Here is a 19,512-nt window from a genome sequence, read left to right on the forward strand (position 1 = left end):
GAATTCCAGGGGAGACGATGGGGCGATGAGCAGCGAAACCGGCGCGGACGGACGTGGGTACGAACCCGGGCGCGAACCGGAGCAGGGCCGCGACGAGGAGGCCGTGTCGCGGTTCGTGGAGCGTTTCGCGGCCGAGATGACCGAGGCGGGCATGCAGCGGATGGCGTCCCGCGTCTTCGCCGCGCTGCTGGCGGACGACGACGGCTCCATGACTTCGGCGGAGCTCAGCGAGCAGCTGCAGATCAGCCCGGCGGCGGTGTCCGGGGCGATCAACTACCTCACCCAGGTCAGCATGGTCGGGCGCGAGCGCGACCCCGGCTCGCGCCGGGACCGCTACCGCCTGCACAACGAGATCTGGTACGCCACCTTCGCCAGCCGCGACCGGGTCCTGACCCGCTGGGAGCACACCCTCCGGGAGGGCGCACGGACCCTGGGCCAGGACACGCCTGCCGGTGCGCGGCTCGCGGAGACGGCGGAGTTCTTCGAGTTCCTGCAGACGGAGCTGGTCGGCCTGATGGACCGCTGGCGCGACTACCGCAAGAAGTTCGACCTCCCGTGACGGAACGGCCGGGGACGGGGCACCGGCCCCTGAGCCCCGGGTCGGCTCAGGTCAGCGGGTGCGACGTCCGGCCGGACGCCTGGTCGATCTCGTCGTGCGCCTTGGTCAGCAGGTTCATTGCGAGTTCGTTCAGTGCTCTGGCTCCTGCGATCTCCTCGCCGACCCTCGGCTGCTGGGAGTCGGAGGGGTGGCGGCTGGCGTACCCGTGCGCACGTACCTCGTTGCCATCAGGGAGTCGTACGAGGGCGGCGGCGCGGGTGCGGTGGTTGTCTTCCTCGAATTCCAGCTCGATGTGCCATCCGACAGCGGTCTTCATCATGACCATCACCTCCGGGACCTCCTACCAGAGTGCGCCCGTTCCCGCGCCCGCGCACGGCCGGCCCCGCGACGCGTGGCGCTACTCCTCGGCCACCGGGAGCATGAGTCCCCACGCGCCCGCCCGCACCGTCCAGGTCCGCGTCCGGACCGGGCCGGCGACCTGGGTGTCCGCCCGGTAGCGGAAGTCCGCGCCGGAGACCGTGACCGCCTTGGCCTCCGCCGTCAGCGTTTCGCCCTTCGCGGTGTGGACGACCACGTCCGCGAGGCCTCCGCCGCCGCCCTGCGAGGTCACCGTCACCGATTCGACCGGGCTGTCCAGATCGTTCAGCACCACCCCGTCCGTCTCGACCCGCATCCGATGGGCGCGTGGTGTGGCGGGTGAGGTGGGTGGGGCGGGGCGGACCAGTGTGCGCACCAGGGAGCGACAGGTGTCCCAGACCGCCGTGACGCCCGTGTGCGCGGCCGCCGAGCCCGGCGCCGTGGGCAGGGCGGGGATGTGCAGGGCGCCCAGGACGACGCCGTCGCTGTCGTCGACCAGCAGGTCGAGCCGGCGTACGGCACCGTCCAGGGCCGCCCGCGCCGCGGCCACGGCGCCCATGGGCACGCCGAGCGAGTGCGCGAGTTCCAGCATTGCGGGCGCACCCACCGGAACCAGTGCGAGCGACTCACCGGTCAGCTCCCTGTCCCGGTGCAGCAGCGTCACGGCGCGCAGCAGTGTCCGGTCGTCGCCGACGACCACCGGACGCCGACTGCCGCGGCGGGACAAGGCCCGCGCGAATTCCTCCGGCCCGTCCGGGAGGCAGATTTTTGCGTGCGAACCTGCGCTCAGCACGTCCTTCGCGATACGGACGGACTCGCCGTCCGTCCGGCGGGCGACCGGGTCGATCACCACCAGCAGTTGGTGCGCACCGTTGCCGGGGGGCTGGGCAGCCGACACCTCGGTCCTTCCTCGGGTAGCATCTTGGTGCAAGAGCCCCTTGCGCTATTGCGCCAGGGGCTTCGTCTATTCCGGGGCACCCGGTTCGACGGTTCAGGCTTCGTCGTACATCGTCGTACGGCGTGTACGACGTTTACGTACGCCCCCTGACCTTGGACATGCCCCGCCCGGAAGGGGTGTACGCCTGTGCCCGCACTTGTGCTGCTCGGTGCTCAGTGGGGTGACGAGGGCAAGGGAAAGGCCACCGACCTCCTCGGTGGATCCGTGGACTATGTGGTGCGTTACCAGGGCGGCAACAATGCCGGCCACACGGTGGTCGTCGGTGACCAGAAGTACGCACTTCATCTCCTCCCCTCCGGAATCCTTTCACCGGGGTGTACCCCGGTCATCGGAAACGGTGTCGTCGTCGACCCGGCTGTCCTGCTCTCCGAGCTGAGTGGGCTGAACGACCGCGGCGTGGACACGTCCAAGCTGCTGATCAGCGGTAACGCTCATTTGATCACCCCGTACAACGTCACGATCGACAAGGTGACGGAACGGTTCCTCGGGAAGCGCAAGATCGGCACGACCGGCCGTGGCATCGGCCCGACGTACGCCGACAAGATCAACCGGGTCGGCATCCGCGTCCAGGACCTCTACGACGAGTCGATCCTGGAGCAGAAGGTCGACGCTGCGCTGGAGCAGAAGAACCAGCTCCTCGCCAAGGTCTTCAACCGGCGCGCCATCGAGGCCGGGAAGATCGTCGAGGAGATGCTCCAGTACGCGGATCAGATCAAGCCGTACGTCGCCGACACCACGCTGATCCTGAACGACGCGATCGACGCGGGCAAGGTCGTCCTCTTCGAGGGCGGTCAGGGCACGCTGCTCGACGTCGACCACGGCACGTACCCCTTCGTCACCTCTTCGAACCCGACCGCGGGCGGCGCCTGCACCGGTTCCGGCGTGGGCCCGACGAAGATCAGCCGGGTCATCGGCATCCTCAAGGCGTACACCACGCGCGTCGGCGCCGGCCCGTTCCCGACGGAGCTGCTCGACGAGGACGGCGAGGCGCTGCGCCGGATCGGTGGCGAGCGCGGTGTCACCACCGGCCGTGACCGCCGCTGCGGCTGGTTCGACGCGGTGATCGCGCGGTACGCGACCCGGGTCAACGGTCTCACCGACTTCTTCCTCACCAAGCTGGACGTGCTGACCGGCTGGGAGCAGATCCCGGTGTGCGTCGCGTACGAGATCGAAGGCAAGCGGGTCGAGGAACTCCCGTACAGCCAGAGCGACTTCCACCACGCGAAGCCGGTCTACGAGATGCTGCCGGGCTGGTCCGAGGACATCACGAAGGCCAAGACCTTCGGCGATCTGCCGAAGAACGCGCAGGCGTACGTGAAGGCGCTGGAGGACATGTCCGGCGCCCCGATCTCCGCGATCGGTGTCGGCCCCGGCCGTACCGAGACCATCGAGATCAACTCGTTCCTGTAGGACGGGACAACGCGGAGGGGGGCCGGGGCGGCTGTTGCCCCGGCCCCCCTCCGCGCCTTCACTCCTCCCCGCAGATCCGCAGCCCCTTCGGCGTCGCGCACGGCAGATGTCCATGCGTACGGATGACGTCCTGGCCGTTGCCGCGGCTCAGATAGCCCAGGAAGCTGGAGGCCAGCGAGTCGGCGGGCGGCTGGCCGTACGTGTAGGCGTACTCGATCTCCCGGTACGGGTAGGTGCTGGAGCCGATCGTGTCGACGGACGGGACGGTGGAGTCGATGGCGAGCTGGTGCGCCCCCTTCAGCGCGGTTCCGGAACGCAGCTCGCTGTAGCCGATCGCGCCGTCGAGCCGGCCGACGGTGGCCAGGACCTGGTCGGTGGAGTCGAGTTCGCAGCGGATCACCCGGGCCGCGGCGTCGTCCTTGGTGGCACAGTCGCGGGACGACTGGGCGGGTTCGTTGTGGCCGAGGACGCGGCGCTGGAAGACCTCGCGGGTGCCGGAGTTGGCATCCCTGCTGACCAGGAGTATGGGCAGGTCGGGTCCGTCGAGCGTCTTCCAGTTGCGGATGTCGCCCCGGTAGATCTTCCGGACGGTGGCCAGGGAGAGGTTCTTGACGGGCACCCGGTCGTTGACGACCAGGCGGAAGAGCGAGACCGCGACCCGGTTCTCGCGCAGCTGCGGGTAGCCGTGCGGTTTGGGGCCGTCGGAGAGGGCGATCAGCGCGGGGGAGCCGGACGCCCCGGCGGTCGCGCCCCGGTCGGCGAGCTCCCGTATCCCCGCGTTGCTGCCGTGCGCGTCGACGGTGACGGTGGAACCCTCGCACTCCTTCTCGTACTTCTGCGCCAGTTCCCGCAGGACCGGTTCGAAGGCGGTGGAGCCGGTCACCGTCAGGGTGCCCCGGGCGCAGCCCATCGGGGGCGGGGTGTCGTCGTGGACCAGGATGATCGAGGCCAGGGTGATGACGCAGACGGTCAGGGCCACGGTGATGAGCCGGGCGGCCCGGCCGAACATCGGGGGCTTCTCGTCGGGGCGGGCGGCGCTGTTGGGTGTCACCTCGCCGTCCCGGATGCCGCCGGTGATCCTGATGGGGCTGCCCACGTGCGAGCCGGTGAGCAGCACCAGCAGCTTGAAGTGCTCGCCCCGGTTGAGGGGGACGCGCGGCAGCCGGATGAGCCGGCCGCTGTGGCGCATCCCGCCCGCCGGGGTGAAGTGCTCCATCAGATGGTCGGCGCCGGGTGCCTGGGTGACCGCTATGCCGCGTACGGTGCGGCCGGTGAACTCCACGGTCAGTCCGTGCAGTTCACGGCCCGTGTAGTCGTTGTCGGCGATGGACTGCGAGCCGTCGTTCTCGACGCGCAGCAGGACCAGCGTGGCATCGGCCATGTCGGGCGTCTCGCTGAAGAGCCCGAGCCGGACATTGGCCCGGCCCTCGCTGACGTCACTGCCGATCGGGGTGTCCATCTGGACCCGGTAGCCGATGCGCTTGCGGCGGGGTACGCGGCGCTCGTACCAGAGCACTCCGACGGAGGCCAGGACACCGAGCACGGCGGTGCACACGGCCACGATGTTCTCGGCGCTGAACCACTCCACGGCTTCCTCGCGCTCCCCTCGTCGAACGCGTGCACGCACGTACGCGCACCGGTGCGGCACCGGCCCCCGGTTCGGGTCACCGTATGTGTGCGATGGGTGAGTCGGGGCGGGCAGCCGGATCCTTTCGGCTGACGTTCGCCTGCCGTTCGCGCAGCGGCGGGCTTCGGTGGGCCGGCCGGTTCGTCGTTACCCGCACTACTGCGACACCGGCCAGCCCTACGGCTGCCCGGCCGGGCAGTCCGCGTACTACGGCCGCGGCCCGATCCAGCTCAGCTGGAACTTCAACTACAAGGCGGCGGGCGACGCACTCGGCATCGACCTGCTCGGCAATCCGTACCTGGTCGAGCAGAACGCTTCCGTGGCCTGGAAGACGGGTCTTTGGTACTGGAACACCCAGAACGGTCCGGGCACGATGACCGCCCACAACGCGATGGTCAACGGCGCAGGCTTCGGCGAGACGATCCGCTCCATCAACGGCTCGCTGGAGTGCAACGGCGGCAACCCCGCCCAGGTCCAGAGCCGCATCGACCGGTACCGGGCCTTCGTGCAGATCCTGGGCACCACCCCCGGCTCGAACCTGAGCTGCTGATCCGCCGCTGAACCGGCCTTCCGATCCACAGCCTGTGGATCCTTTCGCCCGGCGGGGGCGTGCCCGGCCACGGCCCGGACACGCCCCCGCCGGTCTTCCGGGCGCCTCAGACCAGTGGTTTCACCGACATCAACAGGTGCCGGTGCGTCGGACGAGGAGCGGGGCCCTGGTCCGACTCCGCCGTGCCGCCCTCGGCCGTCCGGCCAGTGATCATGGCGCGTTGGCCGGGACCCATCAGGCTGAACTGGACGACCGGTGCGTCGAACGAGGCCAGGGCGTCCATCAGGTACGAGGGGTTGAACGCGACCGTCAGCTCATCGGCGCCCTCCAGGGCGGCAGGCAGCCGCTGGGACGCGACATCGTCCTCGTAGCCCGCCTGAAGCAGCACCGACTCGCCGGAGAAGGTCAGTTGGAGCGGGCTGTCGCCGTCCGCGACCACCGCGACGCGCTTGACTGCCTCGACCAGGGGCGCCCGGTCCGTCATCGCGGTCGTCGGTTCCGTCATCGCGAACAGTTTGTCGTGCCGGGGGAGCCGGCCGTCCAGGAGCCGGACCGTGGTGCGCATTCCGGCGAGTTCGAAGCCGGCCGACCCGGCATCCAGGGCGACGCTGACCATGCCCGAGCGGCCGAAGGAGCGGGCGATCTCCGTCAGGCGCCGGGCCGACACCACCACATCGGCCGAGGCATCCGCCGTCGCCGGCTTCCAGGCGAGCGTGCGCACCGCGAAGCGGTACCGGTCGGTGGCGGCCAGCGTCATCGTGTCGCCGTCGAGCCCGACCCGGATCCCGGTGAGGGTCGGCAGCGTGTCGTCCCGGCCCGAGGCCACCGCCACATGGGCGACGGCCGCGGCGAACTCCTCCGAGTCCACTGCCCCCAGCACCCCGGGCAGCGGCGGCAGCGCCGGATAGTCGTCCAGCGGCAGCACCGACAGCCCGAACCGGGCGCCGCCGCCGGTCACCGAGAACCGTGAACCCTCCACCGCGCACACCACCGGACTTTCGGGCAGCACCCGGCACACATCGAGCAGCCGCCTCCCCATGACCAGCACCCGCCCGGCCCGTACGGTCTCCGCCTCGACCTCGATGCAGGCGGACGCCTCGTAATCGAGGCCGGAGATCCGCAGCCACCCGCTGTCCGCCTCCAGCAGCAGACCGCCGAGCACGGGCACGGGCGAGCGTGTGGGCAGCACACGGGCCGCCCAGGCCACGGCATCGGTCAGTGCACTGCGATCGATACGGAACTCCATGGCGGGGCCCTTCTCCGTCGGTCCAGGTGAGGACCCGACGTTAGGCGGTGCCACTGACAATCGGCCCGGGGCCGGTGCGGCCGACGACAGCGACCACCCCCGTGGGTCGCTGCCGTCGTGACTCCCGGTCCTCCCCCGAGTCCGAGGCGGCCGCGTGTTCCCCCGACGCCCCGGAACACGTTCGGACTCTAGGACTGCGGGTAGACGGCAGGGAGATTCAATTCGCACTGTGTGGGCGTTACAGGGGTATCAGTTCGCACAGTCAAACCGGTATGCTGCACTCCGCTTTTCTGCGGAGCGCAGGACGGGTAGGGAGCGAGGGATCGGTGCGAGCAGAGGAACGTGCCGACGACGTGCTGCGGATGCACCGCCTGGCCCGCGCCGGCGGCTCACAGGAGCTGCTGCGCTGGGTGTCGGGGCGGGCCGGCGGCTGGGCCGGTCTGCTCGACGGTGACGGCACCGTCCTGCGCGGCGTGGCCCGCACCCCGGACCTCACGAGCGCGTCGGCCCTCGCGCTGGCCACCGAGGGCGTGAAGGAGCTGACTGCTCTCCGCGGCCGCTCCTTCGCTCTCGACAAGGGCCCGGACACCGCCCTGCTGTTCCCCCTCGACGGCACCCCCGACGCCCCCGCACCGATCCTCGCCGTCGTCGCCCGCCGGCCGCTGCCGGACGGACTGGCCACGCTTCTCGCCGATGTGGCGATGCCCCTGACCATGTGCTGGGCGGCCGAGACGGTCGAACGCAAGCGCCGCCGCGTCGACCTCGCCGAGTCCCGAGGCCGGGAAGCGGTGCTGCATCTGCTGATGACCGGCCAGCTCTCCATCGCCCATCAGGTGGCGGGCGCGCTGAAACCCACGCTGCCGGACCCCGTCCAGGTCTGCGTGGTCCAGTGCTCGGGCGGTCGGCGGGACGAGGTGGCGCGGGTGTGCACGGACATCTCCGGCGGCCGGTCCTGGATCGTGCGGTGTCCGGTGTACGCACGCCACCTGATCCTCATCGTGCCTGCCGGGCCGGACGGCGCCGATCCACGACTCGGCCTCGACGTCGCCGCGGTGGTGGACGACTGTGTCGTGGGCATGAGCGAGGACGTGCCGCTGAGCGACACGGCGACCGGATACCGGCAGGCGTTCCACGCCCTGGCCGTGGCCCGCGGACTGCCCGCGCGCCACGCCCGGTTCGGCTCGGCACCGGAACCGGCTCTGGTCGTCGGCGCGGCGGGCGCGCAGTGGGCCGACACCCTGCTGGCACCGCTGCTCACCCACCTGCCACGACGCAGCCAGGACCCCGGCAGTCAGGAGCTGGCGGCAACCCTCTCCTCCTGGCTGGCGTTCTCGTCGTATGCGACGCAGCACCTGAAAATCCACCGCAACACCCTTGCCGCACGACTGCGGTTGATCGGCGAGCTGCTCGGCCTGGACCTCAACCGGGTCGCCGATCAGGCCGCGCTCGACCTGGCCCTGCGCATCCGGGCCGTACCCGCGCGCGCCGTCCGGCCCACGGAGCCCGTACCGGCCGGCGCGCTGGACGAGATCCTGCGGCGTCCCGCCGTCGGGCAGTGGGCGGCCGAGCAACTGCGCCCGCTCGCCGCGACCGGTACGGCGGCCGAGACCACCCTGCGTACCTGGCTGAAGTGCGAGGCTCAACTCGGTCCGACCGCAGCTGCGTTGGGCATCTCCGTACCGGGTGTCCGCAAGCGTCTCACCCGGCTCGAAGCCGTACTCCAACGCTCGCTGCTCCAAACCCCCAGCGCACGTTACGACTTGTGGCTGGCGTTCCATGCGCTGGATGTCGCGGGAGCCACCGGCACGGCGTGAGGTCCGGCGCCGGACCGGTGCTGCGGTGGGTCAGTCGCTCTTCGTGTACGTGAGCTGCTCGCCGGTCTCCGAGTTCTCACGGCGCAGGGTGCCGTCGGGGAGCAGGGTGAGTGTGGTGGCCTTGCCCGGGGTGCAGGACGACATGGGTTCGCCGAGCGTCACCGTGGAGGGGCCGATGCGGATCGGTTCGTCGGGGGAGGGCTCGGAGGTCAGGTCCGCCTGGAAGACGCAGCGGTAGGTGCCACCGCTGTCGATGGGGCCCTCCGCGGTGAGGGTGAGGACGGCCTGGCCCACCTTGCCCTGCTGGATGACGAGTTCGCGGGTGGAGTGGCCCGCGGCGTTGTCGATGTTGCCCGACCAGGCGCCGAGGTAGGCCTCGGGGATCGGGCCGTCGCCGTTCTTCGACCCGTCGCCGGGGGACGGATCGGTGGAGGACGGGGAGTCGTCCGGGGCGGGGGAGTCCGACGGGCCGGAGGAAGTGGAGGGGGACGCGGTGGGCGACGCGGCGGGCTTCCTGCCGTCGTCGCTCATGAGCGCGTACACCGAGCCGCCCGCACCGATCGCGACGAGCATCGCGACCGCGACGAGCGCGATGGTCGAGCCCGTGCTGCGTCGCGTCGGCGCGGGCTGCGCGCCCGGCGCGACGGTGGGGTGGAGCGGGCCGTACGGGGGGGTGGGGCCGAAGCCGGGGTGCTGCTGCGGGTAGCCGTAGCCCTGACCGGGGTGCGGTTGGGCGGGCAGCTGTGGGTAGCCGTACCCGGGGGCGGGCTGTCCGGGCGGCGGAGGTCCGGGCGGCGGCGGTCCGAACCCAGGGACCGGGGCCGGTGAGGGGGGCTGGGCGCCGATCACCGTGGGGAGCGCGTGGACTGCGCCGGGCGCCTGGGCCGGCGGAGGCTGCGGGCCGCCCACGGGTGGCGCCGCGTCCTGCGGTCCCGCGGCCCCCGCCGACTCCTCCGGGTCCTCCGAGTCCAGCAGCTCCACCGCATGGCGGCCCAGTTGGGCGATCAGTGCGCCCGGCAGCCACGGTTCGGCCGGCTCGCCCTCCACCAGCCGCTCCAGGATCGCGTCCGTGGTCGGCCGGGCGGCCGGGTCCTTGAGGAGGCAGTCCCGGACGAGGCCGACCAGTTCAACCGGGACGCCGGTCAGGTCCGGCTCCTCCTGTGCGATCCGGAACAGCAGGGCATGGACCTCGTTGTCCGCCCCACTGAACGGAAGCCGGCCCGTCGACGCGTACGCCAGCACCGAGCCGAGGCAGAACACATCGCACGCCGCGGTCACCCGCTCACCCCGTACCTGCTCCGGCGCCATGAAGCCAGGCGATCCGACCAGTGAGCCGGTGCGGGTGAGACCCCCGTCGGTGACGGTGTCGAGTGCCCGGGCTATACCGAAGTCGATGACCCGCGGACCGTCGATCGTCAGCAGGATGTTGGACGGCTTCAGGTCCCGGTGGATGAGGTCGGCGGAGTGGATGGACCGGAGCGCGCGGGCCAGCCCGGCCCCCAGGCTGCGGACCGAACGCTCGGGCAGCGGACCGTACGCCCCCTGCCCCGGGCCCGCCGGGGCGCCCGCGCGACCGGAGACGGTGGCCTGGAGGGACGGCCCGGCGACGTACCCGGTCGCGACCCACGGCACCGCGGCCTCGGTGTCGGCGTCGAGTACGGCCGCCGTCCAGGCCGACCCGACCCGGCGGGCGGCCCGCACCTCCTGACGGAAGCGGTCGCGGAACTCCTGTTGTTCGGCGAGCTCCCGGCGTACCAGCTTGATCGCGACCGTACGGCCCCGGTCGGAGCGGGCCAGATAGACCTGTCCCATGCCGCCCGCGCCCAGCCGCCCCAGCAGGCGGTATGCGCCGATGCGTTGCGGATCCCCGGAGCCGAGCTTGTCCATGGTGTGCAGTCCTTCCCCCTCCGGCGACACGCCGCCGATGCGGCATGAGAATAGCGTCCGGCGAAAGGCCGGGCCGGGAACCGCTGCCCGCCGACCCGACACCCTGCCCACCAAACCGCCCCACGCCATACAAGATGGCCATGTCGAGCCGCTCACCGCACGACCTACGCTCGCCGCATGACCCCTCATGCCTCCCCTGGATCCCACGCTCCGCAGGTCGACTCCGCGGCCGGTGCGGCCGTGAAGGCCGCCGATCGTGCGCACGTGTTCCACTCCTGGTCCGCCCAGGGCCTGATCGACCCGCTCGCCGTCGCCGGCGCCGAGGGGGCGTACTTCTGGGACTACGACGGCAACCGCTACCTGGACTTCACCAGCGGCCTCGTCTTCACCAACATCGGCTACCAGCACCCCACCGTCGTCGCCGCGATCCAGGAGCAGGCGGGCAAGCTCGCCACCTTCGCCCCCGCGTTCGCGATCGAGGCCCGTTCCGAGGCCGCACGCCTCATCGCCGAGCGGACCCCCGGCGACCTGGACAAGATTTTCTTCACCAACGGCGGTGCCGAGGCCGTCGAGAACGCCGTCCGGATGGCCCGGCTGCACACCGGCCGTACGAAGGTGCTCTCCGCCTACCGCTCGTACCACGGCGCCACCTCGACGGCCATCAACCTGACCGGCGACCCGCGCCGCTGGCCGTCCGACAACGGTTCGGCGGGCGTCGTGCGATTCTGGGCCCCGTTCCTGTACCGCTCACCGTTCTACGCCGAGACCGAGGCCGAGGAGTGCGCCCGCGCCCTCCAGCACCTGGAGGACACTCTCGCCTTCGAGGGCCCCGCCACCATCGCCGCGATCATCCTGGAGACGATCCCCGGCACGGCCGGGATCATGACGCCGCCGCCCGGCTACCTCGCCGGTGTCCGCGAGATCTGCGACCGGTACGGCATCGTCTTCGTCCTCGACGAGGTGATGGCCGGATTCGGGCGCACCGGCAAGTGGTTCGCCGCCGAGCACTTCGACGTCACGCCCGACCTGATGACCTTCGCCAAGGGCGTCAACTCGGGTTATGTGCCGCTCGGCGGCGTCGCCGTCTCCGCCGAGATCGCCGCCACCTTCGAGACCCGCCCCTATCCGGGCGGACTCACCTACTCCGGTCACCCGCTGGCCTGTGCCGCCGCCGTCGCCACCATCGGTGTGATGGAGGAGGAGAAGGTCGTCGAGCACGCGGCCCACATCGGGGAGACGGTCCTCGGCCCCGGCCTGCGCGAGCTCGCCGAGCGCCACCCGTCGGTCGGCGAGGTGCGCGGCCTCGGCGCGTTCTGGGCGCTGGACCTGGTCCGTAACAGGGAGACCCGCGAGCCGCTCGTCCCCTACAACGCGTCGGGCGAGGCCAACGCCCCGATGGCGGCTTTCGGTGCGGCGTGCAGGAAGAACGGCCTGTGGCCCTTCATCAACATGAACCGCACCCACGCCGTTCCGGCCTGCAACGTCACGGAGGCCGAGGCCAAGGAGGGACTGGCGGCACTGGACGAGGCTCTGTCGGTCGCGGACGAGCACACCGTCTGACGCATCCGTCCGACACATCCGTACGCATCCCGCACGGCGCCCCTCCCTGTGCCCGGAACCGGGCACACCGGCCCTGGCTTAAGGTGGCCGCAGCCGAAGAGGGAGGGTCGCCATGGGCGTGAGTGGAACTGTGACCCGCAGTACGCTGCGGCAGCAGATCGCGGACGCGCTGCGTGACGAGGTGCTCGCCGGGCGTTTGCAGCAGGGGCGGGAGTTCACCGTCAAGCAGATCGCCGAGCAGTACGGGGTCTCCGCGACACCCGTGCGCGAGGCGCTCTTCGACCTCTCGGCGCAGGGCCTGCTCGAATCCGATCAGCACCGCGGATTCCGGGTGCACGAGTTCACCGTGGCCGACTACCGGGCGATGGTCGAGGCCCGCACCCTGGTCATGGACGGAGTCATCCGCGACATCTTCTCCGGACCCCCGCCCTCGCGTGCGCAGGCGGCGAAGTACCGCGAGTCACTGGTCTCGGTGCGGCGCCGAGCCGACGAGGCCGCACGGGCGGCGCGCGGCGGCGACCTCGACATCCTGATCGGCTACGACCTGCGCTTCTGGCGTGAGCTCGGCGCGCTCGTCGGCAACACGTACATCACCGACTTCCTGCACCGGTTGCGCGTCCAGTGCTGGGTGTTCGCCGTGCCGTACCTGCGCAGCGACGTGGACGTACGGGACTGGCTCTGGAACGGCCATCCTGCCCTGGTCGCGGCCATCACGCTGGGCGAGCACGACGCGGTTCGTGCGGTGATCGACGACTACAACGCCCACGCGCTGATGTGGGCGGACCGGCTCGCGGCCGGCAACCCGGCGCACCCGGGACACGGCGGTGAGCCGAAGGCGCCGTAGGGGCGACCGGCCCCGGCAACAAGGTGTTCCCGAGCCGGTCATGAGGGACCACTGTGCGCAACGTGCCGATCGCATTACGCTGTCCCGACCATCGCACGCACCCTTGCGAGAACCCGTTGGAGAGCGAGACTTCGTGGCCTGTGACCTGTGGCTGGTCCCCCTCGTCGATGTGCTGTGCCACAGCCCCGACAATCCGTTCGCCGAAGAGATAGCCATCTACGACAAGGCGCTGGGCGATGCCGGACTGCCGGCCGTACCCGTCTACGCCTACATGCCGGGTCTGACCGGTGACGTGGCCCCCGTGGCGGGCTTCGACTACGACGCGCTGCACTTCCTGCGCCGCGCCTATCTGCTCCGGCTGAGCGGCCTCGCGGTGACACCCGTCGACGAACTGGGCGGGGACTACGAGCAGCTGCTGGAGATGTTCGAGGCGACGGCGCAGCAGTCCCATCTGGTCTGGCACTACGACCACGCGGGGGCGTACGTCCCCGTGGACTTCCCCTCCCCGCTCACCAACGACGAGCTGCTGGAGGGCGGCGGCCCGCTGGGCTCGGCGCACGGGCTGCTGCGGGAGCTGGAGTTCGTCGCCCCCTCCATCGGCATCGACCCGGCGAACCCGCCGGCCGCCCCCGCACCGCCCGCCGCACCGACCTCCCTGGAGGAGCCGGCGAGCCCGATTCCGTACGACGACAGTCCGTTCGCCCGGGAACGGCACGTCTGGCTGGGTCTGCACGCGGCGGTGACCCGCAGTCTCGCCCAAGGCTCAATGATCATCTTCAGCTGACGCGACGGCCGGGCCCCCGCCCCGGAGCCACGAGCCCGCCCGGAGCCACCGATCGCCGGTCACCGATCAGCGCGGTGGCTCCGGGGGCCGCTGCCGCGGCATGTTCGGGCGGGCCATCGACTGGAGTGGGAACCGCCCCGGCGGCACCCACTGCTCCGTACGCCCCCCGATCCCGCTGCCGGACACCAGCGCCTGCATTCCCATCGGCGCGGGCCCGGCCCGGAACTCGACCATCCAGTCCGCGGTCTCGGACCGCACGAGCTCCGTGATGTCCTCCGAGAACCGTCGCAGCACCCCGAGGCACCGCTCCGCCGCCTCGCTCGCCGTCCCCTCGGTCGGCCCGAGCACCTCCCGTACGCACTCCGACGCCCAGTCGAACTGCAGCACCTGGAGCCGTCGCTGCACGGCCTGCGCCGTGGCGAGGTTCCTTATCCAGCCGGAGGTCAGGCCGAAGAACCGATCGCAGGCCATGCACGCGGCGCCCAGCAAGAGCGACAGATAGCCCCAGCCGGCCGCGCCGTCCAGCGACCCCGTCAGATCGAGGAGCGGCAGCGCGGCGCCCGCGACCGCCCCGGCCGCCGTGCCGATCCGCAGCGCCCTGGCGCCGCGCCGCTTCCACACCCGGTCGGCCAGGTACCAGCCGGCGGTGCGCAGCGCGTCGGCCTCGACATACCGGTACAGCTCGTCGAGGCGTTCCGCGGGTTCACCCCAGTCGCCGAGCGGGAACGGCTGCCCGGTCAGATCCCCGCCCCGCGCGCCGGAACCCGGACCCGGGTCCGGGTCCGGGTCCGGGCTCGCCTCCGGGCCCGAACTCGGCGGAACGGCCGAACTCGGCGGAACGGCCGAACTCGGCGGAACGGCCGAACTCGGCGGAACGGCCGAACCCGGCGCACCGGGCTCGTTGCGGGGCGCCCCTTCGGGCTGCATCTCCGGCTGACTCACCGGGGCACTCCTCTGCACTCTGCGTGTCGACGTATCAACGCGTGTTTCGACGCGTGCACTCGACAGCGGGCGGACTTTCGACGTGGCCGACCTGTCCCGCTTGCGTAACGCTGCGTGACGGCGGTGCACGTGTGCGTACTGATACGCATGCCCTTCCTACCGCCGAATGGTGGGCCGTGGGGTCGAAATCGCGGTATTTCTGGGTGGGCAGGGCCTGTGATCAGGTATAGGAGTCTTGCTGTCGTTGACGGGATCTCACCCGAAAGAGTTGCTCGCCAGTGGGTGGGGCGTGGCGCCCGGGGACCACGTAGGCTCGGCATACCGAAACATTTGTCGTCGAAATGCCAGGAGTGACCGTGATTCCCGGTGGTGGCCAGCCCAATATGCAGCAGCTGCTGCAGCAGGCCCAGAAAATGCAGCAGGACCTCGCGGAGGCCCAGGAGGAGCTGGCGAGGACCGAGGTCGAGGGACAGGCGGGCGGCGGTCTGGTGAAGGCGACCGTGACCGGTTCGGGCGAGCTCCGCAGCCTGATCATCGCCCCCGAGGCCGTCGACCCCGAGGACACCGAGACGCTCGCCGACCTCGTCGTCGCCGCCGTCCAGGCAGCGAACGAGAACGCGCAGCAGCTTCAGCAGCAGAAGCTGGGCCCGCTCGCCCAGGGGCTGGGCGGCATGCCCGGTCTGCCCTTCTGATCCGTCAGCACACCAACTACCGTACGTACCACGACGGCAACAGCCGCGGGTCCCAGCTCAGGAAGGCGTTCCGTTGTACGAAGGCGTGGTCCAGGACCTCATCGACGAACTGGGCAGGCTGCCCGGCGTCGGTCCCAAGAGCGCGCAGCGGATCGCCTTCCACATCCTGCAGGCCGAACCCACCGACGTACGCCGTCTCGCCCATGCCCTCCTGGAGGTCAAGGACAAGGTCCGGTTCTGCTCGGTGTGCGGCAATGTCGCGCAGGAGGAGCAGTGCGGGATCTGCCGCGACGCGCGTCGCGACCGGACGGTGATCTGTGTGGTCGAGGAGCCGAAGGATGTCGTGGCGATCGAGCGGACCCGTGAGTTCCGCGGCCGTTACCACGTCCTCGGCGGGGCGATCAGCCCGATCGAGGGCGTCGGTCCGGACGATCTGCGCATCCGTGAGCTGCTGGCGAGGCTCTCCGACGGGTCCATCACGGAACTGATCCTGGCCACCGACCCCAACCTGGAGGGCGAGGCCACCGCGACGTACCTGGCGCGGATGATCAAGCCGATGGGCCTGCGGGTGACGCGGCTGGCCAGCGGGCTGCCGGTGGGCGGCGACCTCGAGTACGCGGACGAGGTCACCCTGGGCCGCGCGTTCGAGGGGAGGCGGCTGCTCGATGTGTAGCACCCGTACCACCACGTCTCACGACGGTTTTACGTTCAGCGACGCTATGTTCTACTCACCGTTCGCGACCGTGCCCACGGGAGGTCCCCTCGATGTCTGACGCCACGCTGAACTCCGTCACGCAGGACCCGGACGACTTCGCCGTCCAGATCGCGGACCAGATCAAAACGTTCATCGTCGCCGTGACCGAGGTGTCCAAGGTCGACGAGCCGGAACAGGCCGTCCCGATCCTGCTCCTCCAGGTCTCCCAGCTACTGCTGGCGGGGGGCCGGCTCGGCGCGTACGAGGACATCCTCCCGGACGAGCGGTACGAGCCGGACCTGGGCGCCGAACCGGACGCGGACGGCCTGCGCGAGCGCTTCGCGACCCTCCTCGAGCCGATCGACGTCTACTCCGAGGTCTTCGACCCGTACGAGCCCCGCAAGGCCCCGGTCCCGTGCCGCATCTCCGACGGCCTGGCCGACCTGGTCACGGACCTGCGCCACGGCCTGGCCCACTACGAGGCGGGCCGCACGACCGAGGCGCTGTGGTGGTGGCAGTTCTCGTACTTCTCCAACTGGGGCTCCACCGCCTCCGCCACCCTGCGCGCCATCCAGTCCCTGGTCGCCCACATCCGCCTGAACCAGCCCCTCCAGGAGCTGGACGGGCTGGACACGGACCAGGACGCGGGCGAGGACGATCTGGCCGAGGAGGCGGGCCGGGTCATGGCGGAGGAGATCGCGGGACCGCTGGGCCTGCGTCCGGTGAAGTAGCCGTCCCGGCCGCACCGAGCGGGCGGGACGGAGTGTGGAGTGGGGCACACACGGGAGTGGATTCCGGTTCGCCGGGCAGCAGCCCGGTACGAGCAGTTCGGGACGGCACGTCGAGATCACGTGGTGAGCGGGACATCTCACGATGTGATATCGGCGGGGCGTTTCCGGACTGCTCGTTAAACTGAGCGGACCGAAGCAATGGAATGAGCGAGGAGCGCACGTGGGCCTTGTCGTGCAGAAGTACGGAGGCTCCTCCGTAGCCGATGCCGAAGGCATCAAGCGCGTCGCCAAGCGAGTCGTCGATGCCAAGAAGAACGGCAACCAGGTGGTTGTCGTGGTATCGGCGATGGGCGACACGACGGACGAGTTGATCGATCTCGCCGAGCAGGTATCACCGATGCCTGCCGGGCGTGAGTTCGACATGCTGCTGACCGCAGGAGAGCGGATCTCCATGGCCCTGCTGGCCATGGCGATCAAAAACCTGGGCCACGAGGCCCAGTCGTTCACGGGCAGCCAGGCCGGCGTCATCACCGACTCGGTCCACAACAAAGCGCGCATCATCGATGTCACGCCGGGCCGTATCCGGACCTCGATCGACGAGGGCAACATCGCCATCGTGGCCGGGTTCCAGGGGGTGAGTCAGGAGGGCAAGAACATCACCACCCTCGGCCGCGGCGGGTCCGACACCACCGCCGTCGCACTGGCGGCCGCGCTGGACGCCGAGGTCTGTGAGATCTACACCGATGTGGACGGTGTCTTCACCGCCGACCCACGGGTCGTGAAGAAGGCCCGGAAGATCGACTGGATCTCCTTCGAGGACATGCTGGAGCTGGCCGCGTCCGGCTCCAAGGTGCTGCTGCACCGGTGCGTGGAGTACGCACGCCGCTACAACATCCCGATCCACGTCCGCTCATCCTTCTCCGGACTGCGCGGCACCTGGGTCAGCAACGAGCCGCAAGGGGACCAGAAGGTGGAGCACGCGATCATCTCCGGAGTCGCCCATGACGTCTCCGAGGCCAAGGTCACGGTTGTCGGCGTGCCGGACAAGCCGGGCGAGGCCGCCGCGATCTTCCGCACCATCGCGAACGCGGAAGTCAACATCGACATGGTGGTGCAGAACGTCTCCGCCGCGTCGACCGGTCTCACCGACATCTCGTTCACGCTGCCGAAGGCCGAGGGCCGCAAGGCCATCGACGCCCTGGAGCGCAACCGCGGCACGATCGGCTTCGAGTCGCTGCGCTACGACGACCAGATCGCGAAGATCTCCCTGGTCGGCGCGGGTATGAAGACGAACCCCGGGGTCACCGCGTCCTTCTTCGAGGCGCTGTCCGACGCCGGTGTGAACATCGAGCTGATCTCGACGTCCGAGATCCGCATCTCGGTAGTCACCCGCGCCGACGACGTCATCGAGGCCGTGCGCGCCGTACACACGGCCTTCGGCCTCGACAGCGACTCCGACGAGGCTGTCGTCTACGGGGGCACCGGCCGATGACACCCCGCCGCCCTTCGCTCGCGGTCGTCGGAGCGACCGGGGCGATCGGTGGCGTCATGCTCCAGATCCTTTCGCAGCACGCGGACGTCTGGGGCGAGGTGTCGCTGATCGCCTCGTCGCGTTCGGCCGGCCGCAAGCTGGTCGTCCGCGGTGAGGAGACCGAAGTCCTCGAACTCACCGAGGACGCGTTCGACGGCGTGGACGTCGCCCTCTTCCTGGTGCCCGACGACGTGTCCGCGCGTTGGGCGCCGATCGCCGCGTCCAAGGGTGCGGTCGTCGTCGACGACTCGGCGGCGTTCCGGCTGGACGCGGATGTGCCGCTGGTCGTGCCCGAGATCAACCCCCACGCCGTACGGATGAGGCCCCGGGGCATCGTCGCCAGCCCCAACTGCACCACGGCATCGCTGATCGTCGCGGTCGGTGCGCTGCACGCCGAGTTCGGGTTGCGGGAGCTCGTCGTCTCCTCGTACCAGGCGGTGAGCGGAGCGGGCCGAGAGGGTGTCGCGGCGCTGCGCGAACAACTGTCGATGGTCGCGGGTACGGAACTGGGCACCAAGCCCGGAGACGTACGCCGGGCCGTCGGGGACACCGAGGACTCGCCCTTCGCCGCTCCGGTGGCCCTCAATGTCGTGCCCTGGGCCGGAACGGAGGCCGGGGACGGCTGGTCGTCCGAGGAGCTGGCGATCCGCGACGAGTGCCGCAAGATCCTGGACCTGCCGAACCTGCCGGTGGCGGCGACCTGTGTGTACGTCCCCGTCGTCGCGACGCACTCGATGTCCGTGCACGCCCGCTTCGAGAACGAGGTCGAGGTCGACCGGGCGCACGAGATCCTGGCGACCGCACCCGGTGTGGTCCTGTTCGACAGCCCGGCCTCCGGCGACTTCCCGACGCCGTCCGATGTCGTGGGCACCGACCCGACCTGGGTGGGGCGGGTGCGGCGGGCTCTGGACGATCCACGCGCCCTGGAGCTGTTCGTATGCGGCGACAACCTCCGCAAGGGGGCGGCGCTGAACGTCGCGCAGATCGCCGAATCGGTGGCTGCCGAGTTCCCCCAGGCCTGACCCGACCCGACGGCTCACGATCGAACCTGTTTTGTACTCTCTGTGAAGCCCTTGTGAGCAACTTGCTGGTCTGAACCTCTTGAGCTGGGGTGTTGCGGTGTCCGACGATGACCTTTCGGTCCGCTGGAACCAGTAGTCGGGCAGCGCGCGTCTATGCCGTCACTTCGCGGATGGTGGGGCGCGAAAACGGGGCATTTGTGGAAGAGCAGGTACGTATGAGGGCATGTCGCACAGCGTCAAACGCGGTGCCGCACGCGTACAACCCTGAGGGGGGGACGCGTGTCCAACTGGCGTGGCAGAGGTT

17 protein-coding genes and 1 pseudogene are annotated in these 19,512 nt (G+C 70.4%); 12 read left to right on the top strand and 6 right to left on the bottom strand.

The genetic code is table 11. The annotated features are described in order from the left end of the window. Positions 1–25 precede the first annotated feature (25 nt). Complete coding sequence (locus tag ACWCP8_RS33195; RefSeq protein WP_451119931.1) at positions 26–559, top strand: GbsR/MarR family transcriptional regulator; 534 nt, start codon at positions 26–28, stop codon at positions 557–559. 46 nt (positions 560–605) lie between these two features. Here ACWCP8_RS33195 and ACWCP8_RS33200 read toward each other — a convergent pair whose 3' ends face one another. Continuing rightward, on the bottom strand, positions 606–878 hold the full coding sequence (locus ACWCP8_RS33200; RefSeq protein WP_327245597.1) for a DUF1876 domain-containing protein: 273 nt from the start codon (positions 876–878) through the stop codon (positions 606–608). A 78-nt stretch (positions 879–956) separates the two neighbouring features. After that, positions 957–1,814 carry a diacylglycerol kinase gene (locus ACWCP8_RS33205; protein ID WP_451119933.1) on the bottom strand — a complete coding sequence of 286 codons (858 nt, stop codon included), beginning with the start codon at positions 1,812–1,814 and terminating at the stop codon, positions 957–959. Between the two features lie 186 nt (positions 1,815–2,000). Between ACWCP8_RS33205 and ACWCP8_RS33210 the strand changes: the two genes are divergently transcribed. Then, the gene (locus ACWCP8_RS33210; RefSeq protein ID WP_352266765.1) at positions 2,001–3,284 is read left to right on the top strand and encodes an adenylosuccinate synthase; all 1,284 of its coding nucleotides are present in this window, start codon (positions 2,001–2,003) and stop codon (positions 3,282–3,284) included. A 58-nt stretch (positions 3,285–3,342) separates the two neighbouring features. Here ACWCP8_RS33210 and ACWCP8_RS33215 read toward each other — a convergent pair whose 3' ends face one another. Next, a complete protein-coding gene (locus ACWCP8_RS33215) occupies positions 3,343–4,872 on the bottom strand; it encodes a substrate-binding domain-containing protein (RefSeq protein WP_451119935.1) in 1,530 nt (509 codons plus the stop codon). Between the two features lie 187 nt (positions 4,873–5,059). On the opposite strand from ACWCP8_RS33215, the pseudogene ACWCP8_RS33220 reads away from it, so the two are divergent. Next, positions 5,060–5,461: pseudogene (locus tag ACWCP8_RS33220) on the top strand (chitinase); the annotation flags it as partial. A gap of 106 nt (positions 5,462–5,567) precedes the next feature. Here the strand turns inward: ACWCP8_RS33220 and dnaN are convergent. After that, the gene (gene dnaN, locus ACWCP8_RS33225; RefSeq protein ID WP_451119937.1) at positions 5,568–6,707 is read right to left on the bottom strand and encodes a DNA polymerase III subunit beta; all 1,140 of its coding nucleotides are present in this window, start codon (positions 6,705–6,707) and stop codon (positions 5,568–5,570) included. Between the two features lie 362 nt (positions 6,708–7,069). On the opposite strand from dnaN, the gene ACWCP8_RS33230 reads away from it, so the two are divergent. Continuing rightward, positions 7,070–8,521 (top strand): helix-turn-helix domain-containing protein, encoded by a 1,452-nt coding sequence (locus tag ACWCP8_RS33230; RefSeq protein ID WP_451119979.1) that lies wholly within the window; start codon positions 7,070–7,072, stop codon positions 8,519–8,521. 30 nt (positions 8,522–8,551) lie between these two features. Here ACWCP8_RS33230 and ACWCP8_RS33235 read toward each other — a convergent pair whose 3' ends face one another. Next, complete coding sequence (locus ACWCP8_RS33235) at positions 8,552–10,408, bottom strand: serine/threonine-protein kinase (RefSeq protein WP_451119939.1); 1,857 nt, start codon at positions 10,406–10,408, stop codon at positions 8,552–8,554. A 177-nt stretch (positions 10,409–10,585) separates the two neighbouring features. On the opposite strand from ACWCP8_RS33235, the gene ACWCP8_RS33240 reads away from it, so the two are divergent. The 3 genes from ACWCP8_RS33240 (at position 10,586) to ACWCP8_RS33250 (ending at position 13,596) form a co-directional block, all read left to right on the top strand. Continuing rightward, positions 10,586–11,968, top strand: coding sequence for an aspartate aminotransferase family protein (locus ACWCP8_RS33240; RefSeq protein ID WP_352266769.1), 1,383 nt, complete (start codon positions 10,586–10,588; stop codon positions 11,966–11,968). A 112-nt stretch (positions 11,969–12,080) separates the two neighbouring features. Further along, positions 12,081–12,812: a GntR family transcriptional regulator gene (locus ACWCP8_RS33245; RefSeq protein WP_352266770.1), complete on the top strand. Its 732-nt coding sequence runs from the start codon at positions 12,081–12,083 to the stop codon at positions 12,810–12,812. Between the two features lie 133 nt (positions 12,813–12,945). Beyond that, positions 12,946–13,596, top strand: coding sequence for a hypothetical protein (locus ACWCP8_RS33250; RefSeq protein WP_352266771.1), 651 nt, complete (start codon positions 12,946–12,948; stop codon positions 13,594–13,596). Between the two features lie 66 nt (positions 13,597–13,662). Here the strand turns inward: ACWCP8_RS33250 and ACWCP8_RS33255 are convergent, their stop codons facing one another. Beyond that, positions 13,663–14,538: an SLATT domain-containing protein gene (locus tag ACWCP8_RS33255; RefSeq protein ID WP_451119942.1), complete on the bottom strand. Its 876-nt coding sequence runs from the start codon at positions 14,536–14,538 to the stop codon at positions 13,663–13,665. 356 nt (positions 14,539–14,894) lie between these two features. Between ACWCP8_RS33255 and ACWCP8_RS33260 the strand changes: the two genes are divergently transcribed. The 5 genes from ACWCP8_RS33260 to ACWCP8_RS33280 all read left to right on the top strand — a co-directional run bounded on the left by ACWCP8_RS33260 (position 14,895) and on the right by ACWCP8_RS33280 (position 19,208). Then, the gene (locus tag ACWCP8_RS33260) at positions 14,895–15,230 is read left to right on the top strand and encodes a YbaB/EbfC family nucleoid-associated protein (protein ID WP_352266773.1); all 336 of its coding nucleotides are present in this window, start codon (positions 14,895–14,897) and stop codon (positions 15,228–15,230) included. A gap of 73 nt (positions 15,231–15,303) precedes the next feature. Next, positions 15,304–15,903, top strand: a complete 600-nt coding sequence (gene recR / locus ACWCP8_RS33265; RefSeq protein ID WP_267003617.1) for a recombination mediator RecR — start codon at positions 15,304–15,306, stop codon at positions 15,901–15,903. 92 nt (positions 15,904–15,995) lie between these two features. Beyond that, positions 15,996–16,655, top strand: a complete 660-nt coding sequence (locus ACWCP8_RS33270) for a DUF5063 domain-containing protein (protein WP_352266774.1) — start codon at positions 15,996–15,998, stop codon at positions 16,653–16,655. Between the two features lie 220 nt (positions 16,656–16,875). Continuing rightward, entirely contained in the window at positions 16,876–18,147 is a 1,272-nt protein-coding gene (locus ACWCP8_RS33275; protein ID WP_267003613.1) for an aspartate kinase, read from the top strand. Next, entirely contained in the window at positions 18,144–19,208 is a 1,065-nt protein-coding gene (locus tag ACWCP8_RS33280; RefSeq protein ID WP_352266775.1) for an aspartate-semialdehyde dehydrogenase, read from the top strand. The genes ACWCP8_RS33275 and ACWCP8_RS33280 overlap by 4 nt, the downstream gene beginning before the upstream one ends. Positions 19,209–19,512 lie beyond the last annotated feature (304 nt).

It is taken from the genome of Streptomyces sp. NPDC002206 (assembly GCF_053593595.1).

Excerpts from the sequence above, each read along its gene's own strand:
- ACWCP8_RS33195 (WP_451119931.1), top strand. The coding sequence starts at position 26 with ATGAGCAGCGAAACCGGCGCGGACGGACGTGGGTACGAACCCGGGCGC.
- ACWCP8_RS33200 (WP_327245597.1), bottom strand. The coding sequence starts at position 878 with ATGATGAAGACCGCTGTCGGATGGCACATCGAGCTGGAATTCGAGGAA.
- dnaN (WP_451119937.1), bottom strand. The coding sequence starts at position 6,707 with ATGGAGTTCCGTATCGATCGCAGTGCACTGACCGATGCCGTGGCCTGG.
- ACWCP8_RS33230 (WP_451119979.1), top strand. The coding sequence starts at position 7,070 with ATGCACCGCCTGGCCCGCGCCGGCGGCTCACAGGAGCTGCTGCGCTGG.
- ACWCP8_RS33235 (WP_451119939.1), bottom strand. The coding sequence starts at position 10,408 with ATGGACAAGCTCGGCTCCGGGGATCCGCAACGCATCGGCGCATACCGC.
- ACWCP8_RS33240 (WP_352266769.1), top strand. The coding sequence starts at position 10,586 with ATGACCCCTCATGCCTCCCCTGGATCCCACGCTCCGCAGGTCGACTCC.
- ACWCP8_RS33245 (WP_352266770.1), top strand. The coding sequence starts at position 12,081 with ATGGGCGTGAGTGGAACTGTGACCCGCAGTACGCTGCGGCAGCAGATC.
- ACWCP8_RS33270 (WP_352266774.1), top strand. The coding sequence starts at position 15,996 with ATGTCTGACGCCACGCTGAACTCCGTCACGCAGGACCCGGACGACTTC.
- ACWCP8_RS33280 (WP_352266775.1), top strand. The coding sequence starts at position 18,144 with ATGACACCCCGCCGCCCTTCGCTCGCGGTCGTCGGAGCGACCGGGGCG.